The organism is Alloalcanivorax dieselolei B5, assembly GCF_000300005.1.
GTDB lineage: Bacteria > Pseudomonadota > Gammaproteobacteria > Pseudomonadales > Alcanivoracaceae > Alloalcanivorax > Alloalcanivorax dieselolei.
Genome location: NC_018691.1, coordinates 2,497,056 through 2,514,798, shown reverse-complemented (window position 1 = coordinate 2,514,798; position 17,743 = coordinate 2,497,056). Strand labels below are relative to the sequence as shown.

Annotated in this window: 15 protein-coding genes; 13 read left to right on the top strand and 2 right to left on the bottom strand. The window is 61.8% G+C overall.

What is annotated here, in order from left to right:
- The first annotated feature begins 3 nt into the window (after positions 1–3).
- Positions 4–528 carry a tripartite tricarboxylate transporter TctB family protein gene (locus tag B5T_RS11300; RefSeq protein ID WP_014994636.1) on the top strand — a complete coding sequence of 175 codons (525 nt, stop codon included), beginning with the start codon at positions 4–6 and terminating at the stop codon, positions 526–528.
- 12 nt (positions 529–540) lie between these two features.
- Positions 541–2,058, top strand: coding sequence for a tripartite tricarboxylate transporter permease (locus B5T_RS11295; protein ID WP_014994635.1), 1,518 nt, complete (start codon positions 541–543; stop codon positions 2,056–2,058).
- Here the strand turns inward: B5T_RS11295 and B5T_RS11290 are convergent, their stop codons facing one another.
- On the bottom strand, positions 2,059–2,532 hold the full coding sequence (locus tag B5T_RS11290; protein ID WP_014994634.1) for a MarR family winged helix-turn-helix transcriptional regulator: 474 nt from the start codon (positions 2,530–2,532) through the stop codon (positions 2,059–2,061).
- 288 nt (positions 2,533–2,820) lie between these two features.
- Here B5T_RS11290 and B5T_RS11285 point away from each other — a divergent pair, with 288 nt between their 5' ends.
- Both B5T_RS11285 and B5T_RS11280 read left to right on the top strand, forming a co-directional pair.
- Positions 2,821–3,801 (top strand): efflux RND transporter periplasmic adaptor subunit, encoded by a 981-nt coding sequence (locus B5T_RS11285; RefSeq protein ID WP_014994633.1) that lies wholly within the window; start codon positions 2,821–2,823, stop codon positions 3,799–3,801.
- 9 nt (positions 3,802–3,810) lie between these two features.
- A complete protein-coding gene (locus tag B5T_RS11280) occupies positions 3,811–6,963 on the top strand; it encodes an efflux RND transporter permease subunit (protein WP_014994632.1) in 3,153 nt (1,050 codons plus the stop codon).
- 49 nt (positions 6,964–7,012) lie between these two features.
- On the opposite strand, the gene B5T_RS11275 is transcribed toward B5T_RS11280, so the two are convergent.
- A complete protein-coding gene (locus tag B5T_RS11275; protein WP_041716992.1) occupies positions 7,013–9,157 on the bottom strand; it encodes a TonB-dependent siderophore receptor in 2,145 nt (714 codons plus the stop codon).
- A 280-nt stretch (positions 9,158–9,437) separates the two neighbouring features.
- Between B5T_RS11275 and ccoN the strand changes: the two genes are divergently transcribed.
- The 9 genes from ccoN to B5T_RS11230 are packed head-to-tail and all read left to right on the top strand — an operon-like array spanning position 9,438 to position 17,705.
- Complete coding sequence (gene ccoN / locus B5T_RS11270) at positions 9,438–10,871, top strand: cytochrome-c oxidase, cbb3-type subunit I (RefSeq protein ID WP_041716991.1); 1,434 nt, start codon at positions 9,438–9,440, stop codon at positions 10,869–10,871.
- A 10-nt stretch (positions 10,872–10,881) separates the two neighbouring features.
- Positions 10,882–11,517: a cytochrome-c oxidase, cbb3-type subunit II gene (ccoO, locus tag B5T_RS11265; protein WP_014994629.1), complete on the top strand. Its 636-nt coding sequence runs from the start codon at positions 10,882–10,884 to the stop codon at positions 11,515–11,517.
- On the top strand, positions 11,514–11,684 hold the full coding sequence (locus B5T_RS11260) for a cbb3-type cytochrome oxidase subunit 3 (protein ID WP_014994628.1): 171 nt from the start codon (positions 11,514–11,516) through the stop codon (positions 11,682–11,684). Before ccoO ends, B5T_RS11260 begins: the two co-directional genes overlap by 4 nt.
- Complete coding sequence (gene ccoP / locus B5T_RS11255) at positions 11,677–12,588, top strand: cytochrome-c oxidase, cbb3-type subunit III (RefSeq protein ID WP_014994627.1); 912 nt, start codon at positions 11,677–11,679, stop codon at positions 12,586–12,588. Before B5T_RS11260 ends, ccoP begins: the two co-directional genes overlap by 8 nt.
- A gap of 5 nt (positions 12,589–12,593) precedes the next feature.
- Positions 12,594–14,000 carry a cytochrome c oxidase accessory protein CcoG gene (gene ccoG / locus B5T_RS11250; RefSeq protein WP_014994626.1) on the top strand — a complete coding sequence of 469 codons (1,407 nt, stop codon included), beginning with the start codon at positions 12,594–12,596 and terminating at the stop codon, positions 13,998–14,000.
- The gene (locus B5T_RS11245; RefSeq protein WP_014994625.1) at positions 13,975–14,469 is read left to right on the top strand and encodes a FixH family protein; all 495 of its coding nucleotides are present in this window, start codon (positions 13,975–13,977) and stop codon (positions 14,467–14,469) included. The genes ccoG and B5T_RS11245 overlap by 26 nt, the downstream gene beginning before the upstream one ends.
- The gene (locus tag B5T_RS11240; RefSeq protein WP_014994624.1) at positions 14,466–16,844 is read left to right on the top strand and encodes a heavy metal translocating P-type ATPase; all 2,379 of its coding nucleotides are present in this window, start codon (positions 14,466–14,468) and stop codon (positions 16,842–16,844) included. Before B5T_RS11245 ends, B5T_RS11240 begins: the two co-directional genes overlap by 4 nt.
- The gene (ccoS, locus tag B5T_RS11235; RefSeq protein WP_014994623.1) at positions 16,823–17,005 is read left to right on the top strand and encodes a cbb3-type cytochrome oxidase assembly protein CcoS; all 183 of its coding nucleotides are present in this window, start codon (positions 16,823–16,825) and stop codon (positions 17,003–17,005) included. The genes B5T_RS11240 and ccoS overlap by 22 nt, the downstream gene beginning before the upstream one ends.
- Positions 16,995–17,705: a sulfite exporter TauE/SafE family protein gene (locus tag B5T_RS11230; RefSeq protein WP_014994622.1), complete on the top strand. Its 711-nt coding sequence runs from the start codon at positions 16,995–16,997 to the stop codon at positions 17,703–17,705. Before ccoS ends, B5T_RS11230 begins: the two co-directional genes overlap by 11 nt.
- Positions 17,706–17,743: the final 38 nt, after the last annotated feature.

Below are 17,743 nucleotides of genomic sequence, written 5' to 3'. Positions count from 1 at the left end.
GCCATGGCCCAACACCCTGCCGATAACGTCGACACTTCCGAGGCCACCACAAGTCCGATTCTGGATCTGGCGGTCGCCGCCTTTTTCGCCATCATCTGCGCCGCCGGCTGGTTTTCGGTACTCAGCGGCAAGCGCCTCATGGCCAGTTTGGAGAGCGGGCTGGACCCGGGAGCCGCCTTCCTGCCGGTGCTGGTATTAGGCCTGCTCTCATTGGGGACGGCGTTGATCCTGGTCAAAGGATTGGTCCGTTTTTTTTCCGGAGCGCAGGGCGGACCGTCGCTGCGCCAAGGCGACCATTTGCCTGCCGTGGCCTTGTTTCTCGGTATGGTCGTGCTGTGTCTGGCCGCCACCAGGATTGGTCTGCTGCCCGCGGCTTTTCTGTTCAGTGCCGCCTGGACCGCCTGGCTGAGCGGGCGGCGCAACGGGCGGAGAGCGCGCGCACTGTTTTCTGGTCTGATTCTGGGAGGGCTGCTGTGTACCTTCCTTTATGTGGTTTTTGTATCGGTACTAAAAGTGCCGATCGGTTGATTGAGGCCCGCCATGCTGAATGATTTCCTGTCCGTGCTGAGTGCTACAGTGCTATCGCCCTGGGGGCTGCTGCTGGCGACGGCCGGTACCGTGCTGGGCGTGGTGCTCGGCGCCATGCCCGGGGTCAGTTCCACCATGGCCTTGGCGATCCTGTTGCCGATAAGCTTCAGCATGGACCCGCATATGGCGATTCTGTTCCTGCTCGCGGTGTTCGTGGCCAGTGTCTACGGCGGGTCGATTTCGGCGATTCTGATCAATATACCCGGCACGCCGGGGGCCATCGTCACGCAACTGGATGGTTATCCCATGGCGCGTTCCGGACGCGCCGGCCAGGCACTCACCTATGCGTTGGTGTCCTCCACCGTGGGAGGGCTGATCGGTTTGTTGGCGCTGGTGCTGGTGGCACCGTTGCTGGCGTCCGCGGCGATGAAATTTCGCAGCCCGGAGTTCACCGCGGTGGCGGTATTCGGTCTGGTGTTGCTCGCCTATGCGTCGCCGGGGTCTACCCTGCGCGGCATGCTGGTCGGCGGCGTGGGCCTGCTCTGTGGCATGGTGGGATTCGACAGCCTCACCGACATCCCCCGGTTGACCTTTGATAGCCCGGTGCTGGAAGGAGGCATCGAACTGGTGCCGCTGTGCGTGGGTCTGTTCGGCTTCGCCGAGGTGATGAAGAACATCGGCGCCGCCGGCAGGCCTTCCGCGAAAAGCGTGATGCCTGCCATCGGCCGCCTGTGGCCGCCCATGAGGGAATTGCTCGGGCAATGGAAAACCTTGCTGCGCGGCTCCTTCATCGGCGCCGCCGTGGGCGCGATTCCCGCTGCCGGCTCGGCTATCGCGGTGGCTATCGCCTATGCTCAGGAAATGCGCTTTTCCAAGCGTCCGGATCAATTTGGCAAGGGGGCGGTGGAAGGTGTTGTGGCGCCGGAAGCCGCCAACAGCTCCAGCGTGGGAGGCACGTTGATCCCCATGATGACCCTCGGCATCCCTGGTGATGCCATTACCGCGGTGCTGATGGGGTCGTTGTTGATTCACGGTTTACGACCAGGACCGGGATTGTTCGCCAACAACCCGGACTTCGTATCCGGTGTTTATGCGTCGTTTTTTCTCGCGCTGATTCTGACTCTGGTTATTGGCCTGTTGTTAATGCGCTGGGTGGCCTGGGTGACCCGCGTTCCCTCTCATATCCTGCTGGTGGTAATCACGGTGCTGTGTGTGGTGGGTTCGTTCGCCATTCGTAACACCATGGCTGACGTTTACATCATGCTGGCCTTCGGTGTGATCGGCTATTTGCTGCATCTACTGCGACTACCGGCGGCGCCATTGGCGTTCGGGCTGATTCTGGGACCCTTGCTGGAAGAAAATCTGCGCCGCAGCCTGATCCTCGGTCGCGGCTCCTGGGATATATTCGTTCACAGCCCGATCGCCTTGACTCTGCTGATTGTGGCGGCGGCGGCCATCGCGTTGCCGGTGGTGGCGCCCTGGTTTGTGCGCTATCGGGACGATCTGCGTCGTACCCGGCAGCTGCAGTGATTAGTCGCCACCGTCTTCGCCGGGCAACCCCATCTTGGCCAGCAGATGCAACAACGCCACTCGCTCGGCGGGGTTGAGATTTTCCATGGTCAGGTCGGTGATATGCTGAGCCGTCGGTATCATTTCCTCTACCAGCGCTTCCCCCAACGGCGTGATCGTTACCATCACCTTGCGCTGGTCTTGAGGGCAGGTGGACAGCTCAATCCAGTCCCGTGCCTTCAACCGCTTGATCACCCCACGCACCGTGGCTGGATCGATGGCCGTGGCCTGAACGATGTCGGTCAGCGAACAGGGCCCCTTCTCCACCAGAGTACATAGCGCCACGAACTGAATCGCGGTGAGTTGCTTGTCACAGCTATGACGCTGGAAGATGGCGGTATGCCGCTGGTAGGCTCGGCGCAGCAGATGCCCAACTTGCTCGGAAAAGTCGTAGCCATACTCCGCCGGGGTATGGGGTTTCTTGCGTTTAGCCATAGGGTGTGTACGCTCCTTCCAATCAGGGTGTGCACATTATAATAACCCCTGTCTCCTGCCAAATTCCGTATTCCCGGTGCCGATGGTGCTGCTCGGCAAGATCCCGTTTACGTGACGACGGCCTTGACCTGTGCGCCGGCCCACGGGCCTAATGCCATCGATCGTAAAAGCGAATCATTATCAGGGTGCGGTATGTTGTCGACACGCGGCGCAAGCCCGGCGATTTGGTATGGGATTCTTGGCGTACTTGTTCTTTTCTGGACCGGCCTGGCTGGGGCCAAGGAGCCAGTGGCGTTGACCACGGTGACGTTGCGTCATCTGGAGGAACGGTTGCCGCTGACGGGCACCCTCACCGCGGACAGGGCCGCCCAGCTGTCCACTTCCGTGGCGGGCCTGGTAACGGCCTTGAACGTGGATGTGGGGGATCGCGTCGAGCAAGGTCAGGTGCTGCTGGAGCTGGATGGTGAACTGAACCGTCTGGCGCTGGACGGCGCCCGTGCCGCTGGCAAGGAAGCCGCCGCTCGATTGGCGGACGCCCGGCGGCGTTTTCAGGAAGCAAGCACACTGGTAGCGAAACGCAGCATTGCCGCCAGTGAGGTGCGTGCACTGGAGGCCGAAGTGGCCATGGCGGAGGCGGCGCTGGGCAGCGCGCGGGCGGAACAGCGCCGGCAAGGCGCCCTCCTCGCCCGCCATACGCTCAAAGCGCCGTTTGCCGGCGCGATTAGTGCCAAGCGCACGGAAGTGGGTGAATGGGTGACGCCGGGCAGCGCGGTGTTGGACCTGGTCAGTCCGCAACAAGTCCATGTGGATCTGGCGGTACCGCAGGAATACTACCCGCGTCTTTCCAAGGACAGCCGGCTGGAGATTCGTCCGGGGGGCGGAGGCGCGTCCTATGCGGCACGGATCGCCGCCATCGTGCCGGTGAACGACCCTGACGCCCGTACCTTCCTGATTCGCGCCAGGTTGACGGATCCGCCCGGAGTGACACCGGGCATGTCGGTGCGCGCCACTTTGTTGCTCAGTAGTGAGGAACCGCAGCTGGCGGTGCCCCGGGACGCCCTGTTGCGCTATCCCGATGGCCGGGTTTCCGTCTGGCTGGCGGAGAGCAACGCCGACGGCACGTTAGTGGCACGGGAACAGCGGTTACGGGTAGACGAAGGCCTGGGCGACCTGGTGCCGGTACGCGAAGGCCTGAGCGAGGGGGATCGGGTGGTGGTGCGCGGTAACGAGGGCCTGCGGGACGGCCATGAACTGGAGGTTCGCCAGTGAGGGGCCGCTGTGTTTGAGAAAATCGTCCGCAACGGCACCCTGATGACGGTGGTGGTGTTGATCATCACCATTCTGGGTGTGCTGGCCGCACTGCGCATTCCAGTGCAGATGATTCCTGATCTGGAGGTGCGCACCATCTCGGTGCTGACGCAATGGCCCGGCGCCACCCCTCAGGACGTGGAAAAGGAAATCCTCATTGAACAAGAGGAATACCTGCGTAACGTGCCCAACCTGCGCCGGCTCACCGCCGTGGCCAGCAGCGGTAGTGCCGAGATTGAACTGGAATTTCCTTTTGGCGTGGACATTACCGAGACGCTGATCCGAGTCAACAACGCGCTCAGCCAGGTGCCATCCTATCCGGACAACGTGGATCAACCGATGATCCTGTCCACGTCCTTTTCCTCCAACGCCTTCATGTATTACCGGGTGTCACCGTTGCCGGGCAATCCCAGGGATCTGGACCTGGACCTGATGCGGGATTTCATCGACGACAACGTCCGTCCCCGCATGGAGAGCGTGCCGGGCGTGTCCCAGGTGGAACTGCGGGGCGGCGCGGAACGGCAAATCCGGGTGCTGCTGAACCCGCAACGGCTAGCCGAGCGCAATCTCACCGTGACCCAGGTCCGTGACGCCATGCGCGCGCGTAACCGCGATGTTTCCGGCGGCGAAGTGGATAGCGGCAAGCGCCGTTATCTGCTGCGTACCGTGGGCCGGTTCGAGCAGCTGTCGGACATGCTTGACCTGGTACTGGCCCGCCGCGGCGACGGGGTGATCCGGCTGCGCGATGTGGCCACGGTGGAACTGGACCATTTCCCGGTCAACGTTATCAGCTCCGTCAATGGCGAGCCGGTCATCAGCCTGGCGGTACGGCGGGAGACCGGATCCAATGTTATCGACATCAAATACGCCATGTTCGAGGAAGTGGCTCTGATCAACCGGGAGGTGCTGGAACCGGCCGGTCTGCGCATCGCGCTGATCTCCGACGATGCGCGTTACGTGGAAGCGTCCGTCGCCAACGTTTGGAGTAATCTGGCTATCGGTGCCCTGTTCGCCACCCTGGTCATGTTTTTGTTTCTGCGATCGGTACGCATCACCGCCGTCGGCGTCGTGGGGATCCCGATCTGTACCATCGCCGCTTTTCTCGGCCTGTTGCTGGCCGGACGTACCATCAACGTGATTTCCCTGGCCGGCGTGGCTTTCGCCATCGGCATGACCCTGGACAACTCCATCGTCGTGCTGGAAAGCATCGAGATCGAGCGCCGCCGGGGACTGGACCGGTTCCGAGCCTCGGTGGAAGGTATCCGCAAGGTATGGCCGGCGGTATTCGCTTCCACCATGACCACCGTGTTGGTGTTTCTGCCGGTGGTGTTCATTCAGCAGGAGGCCGGACAGCTTTACTCCGATATCGCCATTGCCGTGTCCGCGTCCATTCTGGTGTCCATGCTGGTGGCGATGACGGTGATTCCCACCCTGGCGGCAAGGTTGGATTTTGGCGCCGTGTTCGAGCACGGTGGCCAAGACAGTCGCTGGTTGCGCGGCCTGCACCGGTTGTCCGACTGGCTCAGCGCCAGTGCCGGTCGGCGCGGTGTCACCATCGGCGGCACGGTTCTGGCCGGCGGGCTGATTCTGGTGGTGTTGACGCCGCCGGCGGAATACCTGCCGGAGGGCGAGGAAGCCAAGGTGTTCGCCTCCATGAACGCCCCGCCAGGCTACAACCTGGAGGCGATGGCCGCCATCGGCGAGCAAGTGCGCGATTATTTTTTGCCTCTGGTGGGCGAGGCGCCGGGCAAGTGGGAAAGCGGTGACCTTCCCGCCCCTCCCATCCGTTACCTCAATTTCTACGTTGAACCCAGTGGGCTGTTTATCATCGCCGAGCCGGTGGACGCCGCGCACATGGAACCGTTGATGGACGCCATCACCGAGGTGTATGAGCGCTACCCGGGGATGCGTGCCTTCGTTTCCAGGGGCTCGATCATTTCCAGCAACGATGGCGGCACCCGCAGCGTCAACCTGGATATCTCCGGCAATGATCTGGCGATGATCTACGACTTCACCCTGCTCTCCTATCAGCGGGCGGAGGAAGTGTTCGACAACCCCCGTATTCAGTCGCAGCCGTCCAGCCTGTCCCTGGCCCAGCCGATGCTGGAAGTGCGACCGGATTGGGAGCGGGCGGAGGAGCTGGGTATGAGCGCGGAGAGTCTTGGCTTCACCGTGGCGGCACTGACCGATGGCGCCTTCATGGACGAATTCTTCCTCGGTGATGACAAAGTGGATATCTACGCCTACAGCGATGTGGGCTCGGACCCGGCGCTGGATACCCTGCCCTCGCTGCCGGTGCATACTCCGCAAGGGGCCACGGTGCCGCTGTCGTCGCTGGCGTCATTGGAGGAGGCCGTGGATACCAGTATGGTCCGGCGCGTCAACGGTCGCCGCACCGTGACTCTGAACATCATTCCGCCACGCGGCGTGCCGCTGGAAACCGGTGTGGCCCTGGTACGGGAGCAGGTGATCGGTCATCTGCGTGATCAGGGGCGGATTCCCGCCGGGGTCACGGTGGATATCTCCGGCGCCAGTGACCAGTTGGACGCTACTCGCGAGGCGCTGTCCGGCAATTATATCGTGGCGCTGGCGCTGATCTACCTGCTGCTGGTGGCGATCTTCACCCATTGGGGCTATCCGCTGCTGATCATGACCACCATACCCGCGGGCATTGCCAGTGGCATTCTCGGCCTGGCGCTGCTAAATGGCTTCGGCGCATTATTGCCGACGTTCGGGCTGCCGCCGGTGCAACAGTCCTTCGACATGATTTCCATGCTCGGCTTTCTGATTCTGATGGGAACCGTGGTGAACAACCCGATTCTGATCGTGCATGAGGCGCTGACCAATCGCCGCCAGGGACAGAGCGCCGACGACGCGGTCAGCAACGCGGTACGTTCCAGGCTACGCCCCATCGCCATGACCACCATTACCACGGTATGCGGACTGGCACCTTTGGTGTTGTTGCCTGGCGAAGGCACCGAACTGTATCGCGGCGTTGGTGCCATCGTGCTGTTCGGTCTGATCGGCACTGCCTTGGTGACGGTCACCTTTCTGCCCGCGCTCACCGTTGCCGTACTGCGCTTCGCACGTCCGCTCAGGGAGGGCTGCGACGAGACCCGCTAGGGGCCCCTCCCGCGGAGGATGGCCCCTGGTGGTGTACTGGCCGATGACACTACCAGCGATAGCTTACTTTCGCCGTAATTTCGCGCCCCGGATTGTAGTAGTTTGCTGTGCCTGAGCCGACCACATGCTGCTCATCGAACAGGTTGTGGACATTGACGGTAACATTGATGTTCTTTATGAGCTGGTAGCCGAGAGAGGCATCAAAGAGCGTCTCCGAATCGCTCTTGGAGGTATTGGCGGCATCAAAGTAATAAGAGCCGACATGGCGAGCACCAAGACCAAAGCTCATCCCCGTATCTGGCAGAGTATAATGCCCCCAGAGCGAGGCGGTGTGTTTCGGTGCTATGGCGAACTCGTTCCCTTCAAGTGACGTGCCATCCCGGAGTGTGCCGCGAATCACTTTGGGCTCTATATAGGAGTAGCCACCGGTAAGACTCAGGTTATCGGTCAGCTCGACTTTGGCTTCCAGATCACCCCCTCGCACGCGGGATTCGCCAATGGTTTCCTGCTCGATGGTGCCGTTATCCTGCACAACGGCAATGGAAACGTCGTCTTTGTTCAGCTCATAGACCGCTGCCGAGAACAGCGCGTTCATACCCGCGGGCGCGTACTTTACGCCTATCTCGTGCTGCTCACCGCGTTCCGGTTTAACGCCGATGGACGGCGGTGCCACCGATTCCACATAACTGATATAGGTCGAAAGCCTGTCATTGACTTTATAGGTTAGCGCGCCCCGGGCTGAAGTTTCCGAAAAGTCATCACTGTCATCGAATGGCGAACCATAGGAGCTCCCCTCGCTGGAAAGATCCATTGAGTCATTGCGAACCCCAGCCGTGATAACGAATCGATCATAAAAAGATAAGTTCTGTGTCAGGAAAACTGATTTGGTGGTGTAATCCTGTTTGTTGGTGCTATAGATATTCAGGCTGCTCGGAGCCCCGGAGTAAACCGGGTCTTCGATATCAATTGATTCCGCATCCCCATAGAAGGAGCTGTCATCCGTTGAGGCGTCACGGTATTCGACCCCCATCAAAGTGCTGCTGTCGATGTGGTCGAAGCTGGCATTGTATTGCAGAATGACGTTGCCGATCAGCTCATGCGCCTTACTGTCGGTGCCGAAGTAATCCCGATCAACCACCGTGCCTGTTCTTGCGACGGAATCCGTCAGATAGACGTAACCAAAATCATCGGTCAGATCGCTGTAGCGCAAATTCCCGCGCAGGGTAAGTCCATTGCTGAAATCATGGGTGAGCTGCCCTGTCATGCTGGTACGTTCAACGTCGTGATAGTTGAAATCAGGCTCACCAAAGAAATCGCTGCGGTCATATTCCCGGTCAAGGGGATAACCGCCGCTGTTGGGCGTGCTGTCACGCTTAAGATAGTCCAGGATCAAGGTGGCGGAGGTATACGCTGTCGGCTCCCAGGTCAGTGCCCCCATGAAAAACTGATTATCGTCTTTCGAGTGATCGTATTCGCGCTCGCCATCCTTGAATTTTCCGGTGAAGCGATAGGCCAGTGTCTGATCAGCGTCCAGTACGTCCCCCACATCGATACCGGCCTCTTTCTGATCAAAGGAGCCATAGCCCAGGTAGCCCTCGCCAAAGCGATAAAACTTCGGCCGTTTGCTCACGAAGTTTACCGATCCCCCCGGATCCGCCGGGCCGAACAAGGTAGAGTTGGCCCCTCGCAGGACCTCAACGCGCTCATAGGCGTAGGGTTCCTCGCGCACACCGCGCATCGATCCCAGTGTCATGCCGTCACGGTAGGTAGTGGCCTGGAAGCCTCGAATTTTGAAATAGTCGTTACGGTCGTCGGTGCCGTAGTAATCGGTGATGACCCCCGGGGTATATTGCAGGACCTCCTCGGTGGTATTCGCGTTTCGCTGCTCGATCTCCTTTTCCGTGATAACCGACACGGAGGCCGGTGTGTCGAGGATGCTGGTTGCGACCTTGCCACCCACCCATAACTCTCGGGCAACAGTTGAGTTGGCATCATCATCAGGAGCTATTGCCTGCGTATTGACGATAATGGGGGCGAGACGGTACACCGTTTCATCCTCATTCCCGCCGCCTGCCTCCTGGGCATTGCCAATCATGGGAGCAATAGCCAGAGTCGCGCCGCATAGCAGAGCGGTCGTGGTGCGCTGGCACCGTCGATTTACCTGGCATTGGACTGCATTGTTGATATCTATCATTTGACCCCCCTAAAGGTGAAGAACATGGTCTGGCGCGCCCAACGAGCCTGATCAGCGCGCTTTACGATTCTCTGTCGAAAGGGGTAGGGATTATCCGGGGGTAACCTGCCCCGGTCAATAATGATAATGTTTTTCATAATCATTTAGATTGTTTGGTCATACCTCCCGGTCTTTTCAGGCCGGGATTTCCGCATCCCCCATGGTTCTATTGATGTATATCAAGGGCAGCTTTAGCGCCGACTGATACCTTGCACACGCCTCAATCTGCAAGGACAACACCATGCAAGACGCCGCTGCGCCGCCGGCGTACCACTACCATGTGGTTCGCCAATTTACAGTCATGACCGTGGTTTGGGGGGTCGTGGGCATGTTCGTGGGGGTCTGGATCGCCGCGCAACTGGCTTGGCCCGCCTTGAACTTTGATTTGCCCTGGCTGAGTTTCGGGCGCCTTCGCCCGCTGCACACCAACGCCGTAATCTTCGCCTTTGGCGGCTGTGCCTTGATCGGCACGTCCTTATATGTGGTTCAGCGCACTTGTCAGGCCCCACTGGTGTTGCCGGGGCTGGCGGCTTTCGTGTTCTGGGGGTATCAGGCGGTCATCGTTCTCGCCGCTGTGAGTCTGCCGCTGGGGTTCACCAGCGCCAAGGAATACGCGGAGCTGGAGTGGCCGATCGATATTCTGCTGGCTCTGGTCTGGGTGGCCTATGCGGTGGTCTTTTTCGGCACCATCGCGAAACGGCGTACCGGACACATTTATGTGGCCAACTGGTTCTATGGCGGCTTTATTCTGGCGGTGGCGCTGTTGCATATCGTCAATAGCGCCGCCATACCGATTTCCCTGACCAAGTCCTATTCGGCCTATGCCGGCGCCATCGATGCCATGGTGCAGTGGTGGTACGGCCACAACGCCGTTGGCTTTTTCCTCACCGCGGGCTTCCTCGGCATGATGTACTACTACGTGCCGATTCAAGCGGAACGTCCGGTCTATTCCTACCGTTTGTCCATCGTGCATTTCTGGGCGCTGATCGCGGTGTACATGTGGGCCGGGCCGCATCATCTGCACTATTCCTCCCTGCCGGATTGGGCCCAGTCCGTGGGCATGGTGTTCTCCATCGTCCTGCTGGCGCCCAGCTGGGGCGGCATGATCAACGGTGTCATGACGCTGTCCGGCGCCTGGCACAAGTTGCGTGACGACCCGATTATCCGCTTCCTGATCGTCGCCCTCTCCTTCTACGGCATGAGCACCTTTGAAGGGCCGCTGATGTCGATCAAGACGGTCAATGCGCTCAGCCATAACACCGACTGGACCATCGGCCACGTGCACGCCGGCGCCCTGGGCTGGGTGGCGATGATCTCCATCGGCGCGCTTTATGTCATGACGCCGCGCCTGTTTGGCCGCCAGCGCATGTATTCCGTGGGCTGGATCAACGTGCATTTCTGGCTTTCCACCATTGGCACGGTGCTCTACATCGCCGCCATGTGGGTGTCCGGGATCATGCAGGGCCTGATGTGGCGGGCGGTCAATGACGACGGCACCCTCACCTACAACTTCGTTCAGGAGCTGGTGGAACGGCAGCCGTTCTACATTGTGCGTCTGATCGGCGGTGTGGTGTTCCTGGTCGGCATGTTGCTGATGGCACTCAATGTCTATCTCACCATTCGCGGCACCCGTGATGACGCCGGTGAAGACAACCGTCTGGCCCTTGCCTACTAGGAGATCAACGATGGCAAACCGACACGCCGTAATCGAGAAAAACGTGGGCCTGCTGATCGTGCTGATTCTGGTGGCGGTGAGCTTCGGCGGGCTGGCCGAGATCGTACCGTTGTTCTGGCAGAAATCCACCACCGAGCCGATGTCCACTTTGCGGCCCTACGATGCCTTGGAAATGGCCGGTCGCGATATCTACATCCGTGAAGGCTGCCATGTATGCCACACCCAGATGGTGCGGCCGCTGCGCGCGGAAACCGAACGGTTCGGGCCGTACAGCGTGGCCGGAGAAGACGTCTGGGAGCATCCGTTCCTGTGGGGGTCCAAGCGTACCGGTCCGGATCTGGCACGGGTGGGACTGCGCCCGATCACCGAACAATGGCATCGGGAACACCTGCGCGATCCGCGCGCGGTGGTGCCTGAGTCCAATATGCCAGCCTACCCCTGGCTGCAAAACACGCCGGTGGATTGGAAGCACATGGAACGCAAGCTGAGCGTGTTCAAGGACCTATTCGGTGTGCCCTACAGCGAGCAGGATGTGGCCGAGCAGATGGAAAAGGTGAACGGCGAATGGGCCGATGCCAGTGAGGAAGACGCGCTGGTGGCTTACCTGCTCTCCCTTGGCCAGGCCCGTAAGGAGGTTCGTGAATGACTTATCACAGCGTTCTGACCGTACTGTTTTTCCTGGCGTTTCTCGCCCTGGTGGCCTGGGTCTACCGGCCCGGCCGCAAACAGCAATATCAGGAACTGGCCAAGCTGCCGGTGCGTGACGATCAACAGGCCCGGGCCGGGAGCGGCGGGGAGCAAATCCATGAGTGATTTCTGGAGCGGGTACATCATTTTTATCGTGGTGTTGAATCTGGTGGGTTGCGCGGTGCTGTTGTTCGCCAATTCCCGCCTGTCCGCCGAGGAGGCGCGACAGGACACCACCGGTCACAAGTTCGACGGCATCGAGGAGCGAAACCAGCCCCTACCCCGCTGGTGGCTGTTTCTGTTCATCGGCACCCTGGTTTTCGCCGTCGGCTATCTGGTGCTCTACCCAGGCCTGGGCCGGTTCGGCGGCCTGCTGAACTGGACCAGCGTCACTCAATGGGAACAGGAAGTGGCGCTGGTGGAAAAAAGCAGCGAGCCGTTGTTCCAGGAATTCGCCAAGGTGCCGGTGGATGAGCTGGCTCATTATCCCGAGACCCGGGACGTTGGTGGCCGGCTGTTCGCGCAGAACTGCGCCATCTGCCACGGCTCCGATGCGCGCGGCGCACGCGGCTATCCCAACCTTACCGATGGTGACTGGCTCTACGGCGGCTCCCCCGACGCCATCGTGCAGACCATTACCAGTGGACGCCGCGGCACCATGACGCCGATGGCGGCGGCCATTGGCAACAGCGACGAAGCGGTGCGGGACATGGCCATGTACGTGCAAACCCTCAGCCGGCCCGACCTCAAGGACAAGCCAGAGTATCGTGACGCGGCCGAACGGGCCGAGCCTCGGTTCCAGGTGTGCGCCGCCTGCCATGGCGCCGACGCCACCGGCAACCAGATGATTGGCGCCCCCAACCTGACCGATGGTATCTGGCTCTACGGGGCCCGTCTGGAGGACATCGAAACCACCATCCGGGAAGGCCGTCAGGGGCATATGCCAGCCCATGAAGGGGTTTTGACGCCGGAACGTATCCACGTGCTGGCCGCCTACGTCTACAGCCTGTCCATGGAGACCGAGGAGTAGTCAGAATGTCGAAAACGGAGCGCATCCCGGTTCATTCCGAAGGCATCGACGACGGCCGCTCGGTGGCGTTGTACGCCAAGCGTGAACGGATTCAGGCCAAGCAGGTGTCTGGCCATTACCAGCGCCTGCGCGATCTGGGACTGAGTCTGACCATGGGTCTGTATCTGTTGTTGCCCTGGGTACAGTGGCAGGGTCGGCAGGCGGTGCTGTTCGACCTGCCCCATCGCAGTTTCCACATCTTCGGCATCACCTTCTGGCCGCAGGACTTCCTGTTCCTGGCCTGGGCATTGATGCTGGCCGCGTTCGCCCTGTTCTTCTTTACCGTTCTGGCCGGGCGGGTCTACTGCGGTTATGTCTGCCCGCAGACCACCTGGACCCGCTTCTTTATGGGAATCGAACGGATATTCGAAGGCGACCGCCATCAGCGCATGAAGCTCGACAAGGCGCCCTGGTCGTTCAACAAACTCTGGCGTCGCACTGGCAAGCACCTGTGCTGGCTGTTGCTGGGGCTGGTCACGGGACTGACCTTCGTCGGCTACTTCACCCCGATCCGTGAGCTGGTGCCGGACTTTCTCACCGCCCAGGTGGGGGGCTGGGCGCTGTTCTGGATCGGCTTCTTCACCGTCGCCACCTACGGCAATGCCGGCTTCCTGCGTGAGCAGGTATGCCTGTATATGTGCCCCTACGCGCGTTTCCAGAGCGTCATGTTCGACCGCGACACGCTTATCGTGTCCTACGACACCGCCCGGGGCGAACCCCGTGGCCGTGGCTCCCGTAAAAAGCAGGCCGTCTCCCAGACTGGTGATTGCGTGGACTGCAGCCTGTGCGTACAGGTTTGCCCCACCGGCATCGATATTCGCGATGGCCTGCAGTACGAATGCATCACCTGTGCCGCCTGTATCGACGCCTGCGATCAGGTGATGGATCGCATCAACAAACCTCACGGGCTGATTCGCTACACCACCGAAAACGCCCTCGCCGGCGGCCGCCATCAGGTACTGAGGCCACGCCTGATCGGTTATGGCGTGGTGATTTCCCTGTTGTCGCTGGCGTTTGTCTGGGCGCTGTACAGCCGGGTGCCACTGCAGGTGGATGTGTTGCGTGACCGTAACCAACTCTATCGCCTCACCAGTCTGGGCGAGGTGGAAAACAGCTACCGCCTGGAACTGCAGAACAAGGACCAGCACAGCCACCGCTATCGCGTCACCCTGGAAGCGCCGGAGGGCCTGGAACTGGTCCACGGCGAAGTGACCGTGACACTGGAAGGCGGACAACACCGAAGCCTGCCCCTCACGGTCAGCTACGACCCCTATGTCACCGATCTGGACAACCGGACCATCTGGTTCCGGGTGCAGGATCTGGATGTGCCTGATCTGGAGGTGCGCCATGAATCACGCTTCATCGCTCCGTGATGGCACCCTGCCCTGGTATCGCTACCCGTTGGTATGGCTGGTTATTCTGATCCCGCTGTCCTCGGTGGTGGGGGGCATGGTTACCCTGACTCTGGCGATACGTCATGCCGACGCCACCGTGGCGGACGACTGGTATCAACAGGGCAAGGCCATCAACCGTTCCATGGCCGACCTGGATCAGGCCCGCCGGCTCGGTCTCGAACTGCGGCTGTACGCCGGTGAACCGGCCGGTCTGCGACTGACCAGCAAAGTGCCCATGCCCTGGCCTGAACGGTTGCAACTGGCGTTCCGCCACCCGACCTTCGCCGAGCGCGATATTGCCATGACATTCCTTCATCAGGGAGGCGGTCGTTATCGCGCCGACGGGGGCGCTCTGGCGGTGAATGATCACTGGGTGGTGACGGTGACGCCGGAACAGGGACATTGGCGATTGCGTCAGCGCCTGCAGCCGCAGCAGGGCGCGCCATGAGCACGGCCTGCTGGCACTGTGGCGAAGGCGTCGGTGTTTCGCCTTTCGTCGCCCGCACTCCGGGAGGGGAAAAGCCCACCTGCTGTCCTGGCTGCGCCGCCGCCGTGGAGATGATTCATCGCCTCGGTCTGGAGGACTACTACGCTATCCGCAGCAATAACGGGCCGCTGGTGGCCGGCGAGGAAGCGGAGCGCACTCTGGCACTGTTCGATATGCCTCAGTTGCTGGCCGCTCACATCCAGGAGCAGGATGATCGGCGGCGCTTGCGGCTGCAGGTCTCCGGGCTTACCTGCGCGGCCTGCTGCTGGCTGATTGAAAAAGTGGTGATGGGGCTCCCCGGCGCCCGCTCGGTTCAGGTCAATCTGGCCAGCATGCAATTGACCCTGGAATATGACGCCGCCGAACACCGATTCCCCCGCAACGCCGTGCGCCGCATTCTGGAACTGGGCTACCGGGTCGCCCTGCCGGGCGATCCCACCTGGGAAGGGCATCTGCAGAAAGAACGGCGCCGCCTGTTGGGCCGGTTGGCGTTGGCCGGCCTTGGCGCGATGCAGGCCATGATGTATTCCGCCGCGCTCTACATTGGCGTGTTCGAGGGCACGGATCGCATTTACCAGGACCTGTTCCGGCTGGCGGGTCTGCTGGTGGCCACACCGGTGGTGTTCTATTCCGGCTGGCCCTTTTTCCAGGGCGCCTGGCGCAGCCTGAAAGTACGCCGCCCGACCATGGACGTGCCGGTGGCCCTGGCGCTGTTGTTGGCCTGGGGCGGCTCGCTGGTGGTGATGGCCAGCGGTGGTGAGCACGTTTACTTCGATTCCGCCGCCATGTTCGTGTTCTTCCTGCTGCTCAGCCGCTGGCTGGAACTGCACCAGCGTCAGCGCATCCAGCGTTCCTGGCAGCAGTTGCAGGACACTCTGCCGTTGGTCGTGCGGCGGCTGGGTGACATCGAGGGTGGCGACTGGGTGGCTACCGCCCAGTTGTGCGCCGGCGATACCGTGCGCGTCAGCCAGGGGGAAACCGTGCCGGTGGATGGGGTTATCCGCGCCGGCGAAGCGCGCCTTAACGAGGCGGCCCTGACCGGCGAATCCCTGCCGCGTACCCGCACCACCGGCGATGTGGTGCAGGCCGGCTGCCGGATCCTGGAAGGCAGTGTGGATATCGAGGCCGCGAGTGCCGCCGACAGCAGCCTGGTGGCGCGCATAGGGGAACAGGTGGCGCGCGCGCAGGAAGAACGGGTGACGGTGGTGAGAGATTGGCAGAGAGTGGCCCCGCTGTTCACCGTCACGGTACTGCTGCTGGCGATAGCCACCCTTCTGTTGCATTGGCATCGCGGTCCGGCTGAGGCGTTCGAGCACATGCTGGCCTTGCTGGTGGTGACCTGCCCTTGCGCCTTGGCGTTGGCGGTGCCGTTGACACTGTCCGCCACGCTGGCCCGGGCGCTGAAGCTGGGCTTGCTGATTGCTTCCCCTTCTCAGTTTTTATCCTTGCCGGGTATTCGCGGTGTCCTGTTTGATAAGACCGGCACTCTGACCACCGGCCGATTTCAGCGGGTGGCGTGGCAAGCCACCGCCGACGTCGGGGCGGAAGGACTCACCACCCTGCCCCGAATCGCAGCCGGTCTGGAACGGGATCATCCGCACCCGCTGGCGAGGGCTTTTGATGATTTATCGCCGGTGCCGATCGAGGACTTGCGTTTGAGCACCAGCGGCGCCCGCGGCCGTTTTCAGGGCCACCAATGGGCCATGGGCGGGGCGCCGGAGTTGAGTCGTGGCGGCGAGACGTGTCTGACCCTCACACGTGACGGCCAAACCCAGGCGCTGTTCTGGTTGCGGGACCAGCCACGTGCGGAAGCCCCGGCGGTACTTGAGCAACTGCGTCAACGGGGGTGGCGGCTGCGCATGGCCAGCGGCGACGCCGCCGAGCCGGTGGCCACGCTGGCTGATGAACTGGGCATCGGCGAAGCCCGCTCGCGATTGGCGCCCCATGACAAAGCGGCCTGGTTGCAGAAACTGGAGCAGCAGGAAGGACCGCAAATGATGGTGGGAGATGGCATCAACGACGCGCCCGCGCTGTTGCGGGCGACGGTATCGGTGGCACCGGCGGCGGCTTCCAGTCTGGCGCGTCGCGCCGCCGGGATCTATTTGCTCAACGAGGGGCTGCAGGGGCTGGCTGATCTGCCCCGTCTGGCGGATCGCTGCCAGGCGGTGATCCGCCAGAACCTGACCTGGGCTCTCGGCTACAACCTGGTGGCGATCCCTCTTGCCATGGCCGGCTGGATACCGCCCTGGGCAGCGGCTCTGGGAATGTCCGCCTCGTCACTGCTGGTGACACTCAACGCCAATAGGATAACCACATGGAAAGCCTGCTCTTGTTGATTCCGGTGGCCTTGCTGTTCCTCGCCGTGGCGGTGTGGGCGCTGTTCAAGGCTTTACGCCAGGGCCAGTTCGAGGATCTGGATCATGCCGCCTGGACGGTGATTTTCGAAGACCGAGAACAGCGGCGAAACGCTGGCAAGGGGGCCGATCATGATCGTTGACCCGCTTACCGTGGCGTTGACCGGTGCGCTCGCCCTCGGCGTCGGCGGTGCCCTGCACTGCGCCGGAATGTGCGGCGGCATCGCTGCCGCCCTGAGCTTCTCGATCCCCGAAGAACGGCGGCGCGGCAGCAGGCTGATCGCCTGGCAGGGGCTGTTTGGCAGCGGCCGCCTGTTGACCTACGCCGGTCTGGGCGCGGTCGCCGGAGGCCTGGGCAGTCAATTGGCCAGTGGCCCGGTGGCGGGCGGTTGGCACTGGCCAGCGTTGCTGTCAGCGCTGTTGATGGTTTTGCTGACCGCTCATTTCCTCGGCCGCAGCGCGCCGATCCGGGCACTGGAGCGTCTCGGGGCCGGGCTGTGGCGCCGGCTGTCCCCGCTGACGCGCCGTCTGATGCCGGTGGATCACCCGCTCAAGGCGCTGGCACTGGGTGGTCTGTGGGGGTTCTTGCCCTGTGGATTGCTTTATTCCGCCCTGGTGCTGGCCGCCGGAACCGGTGAATGGGCCGATGGTGCCCTGGTCATGGGGATGTTCGGCGCCACTACCCTGCTGCCGGTGGGCGCTGCCGGCGTGTTCGGCGGGCAATTGGCGCGGTTGCGGCGGGGGCCCGCCCGATATGTGGCGGCGGCGATGACATTGGCGCTGGCGCTGGTGTTTCTTCAGCACGGGCTGCCCGGAGACGTCCATGTCCATCACCATCCTTGATCTGCATCAAGGTCGGCGATGGTCATAGTGGCATGATG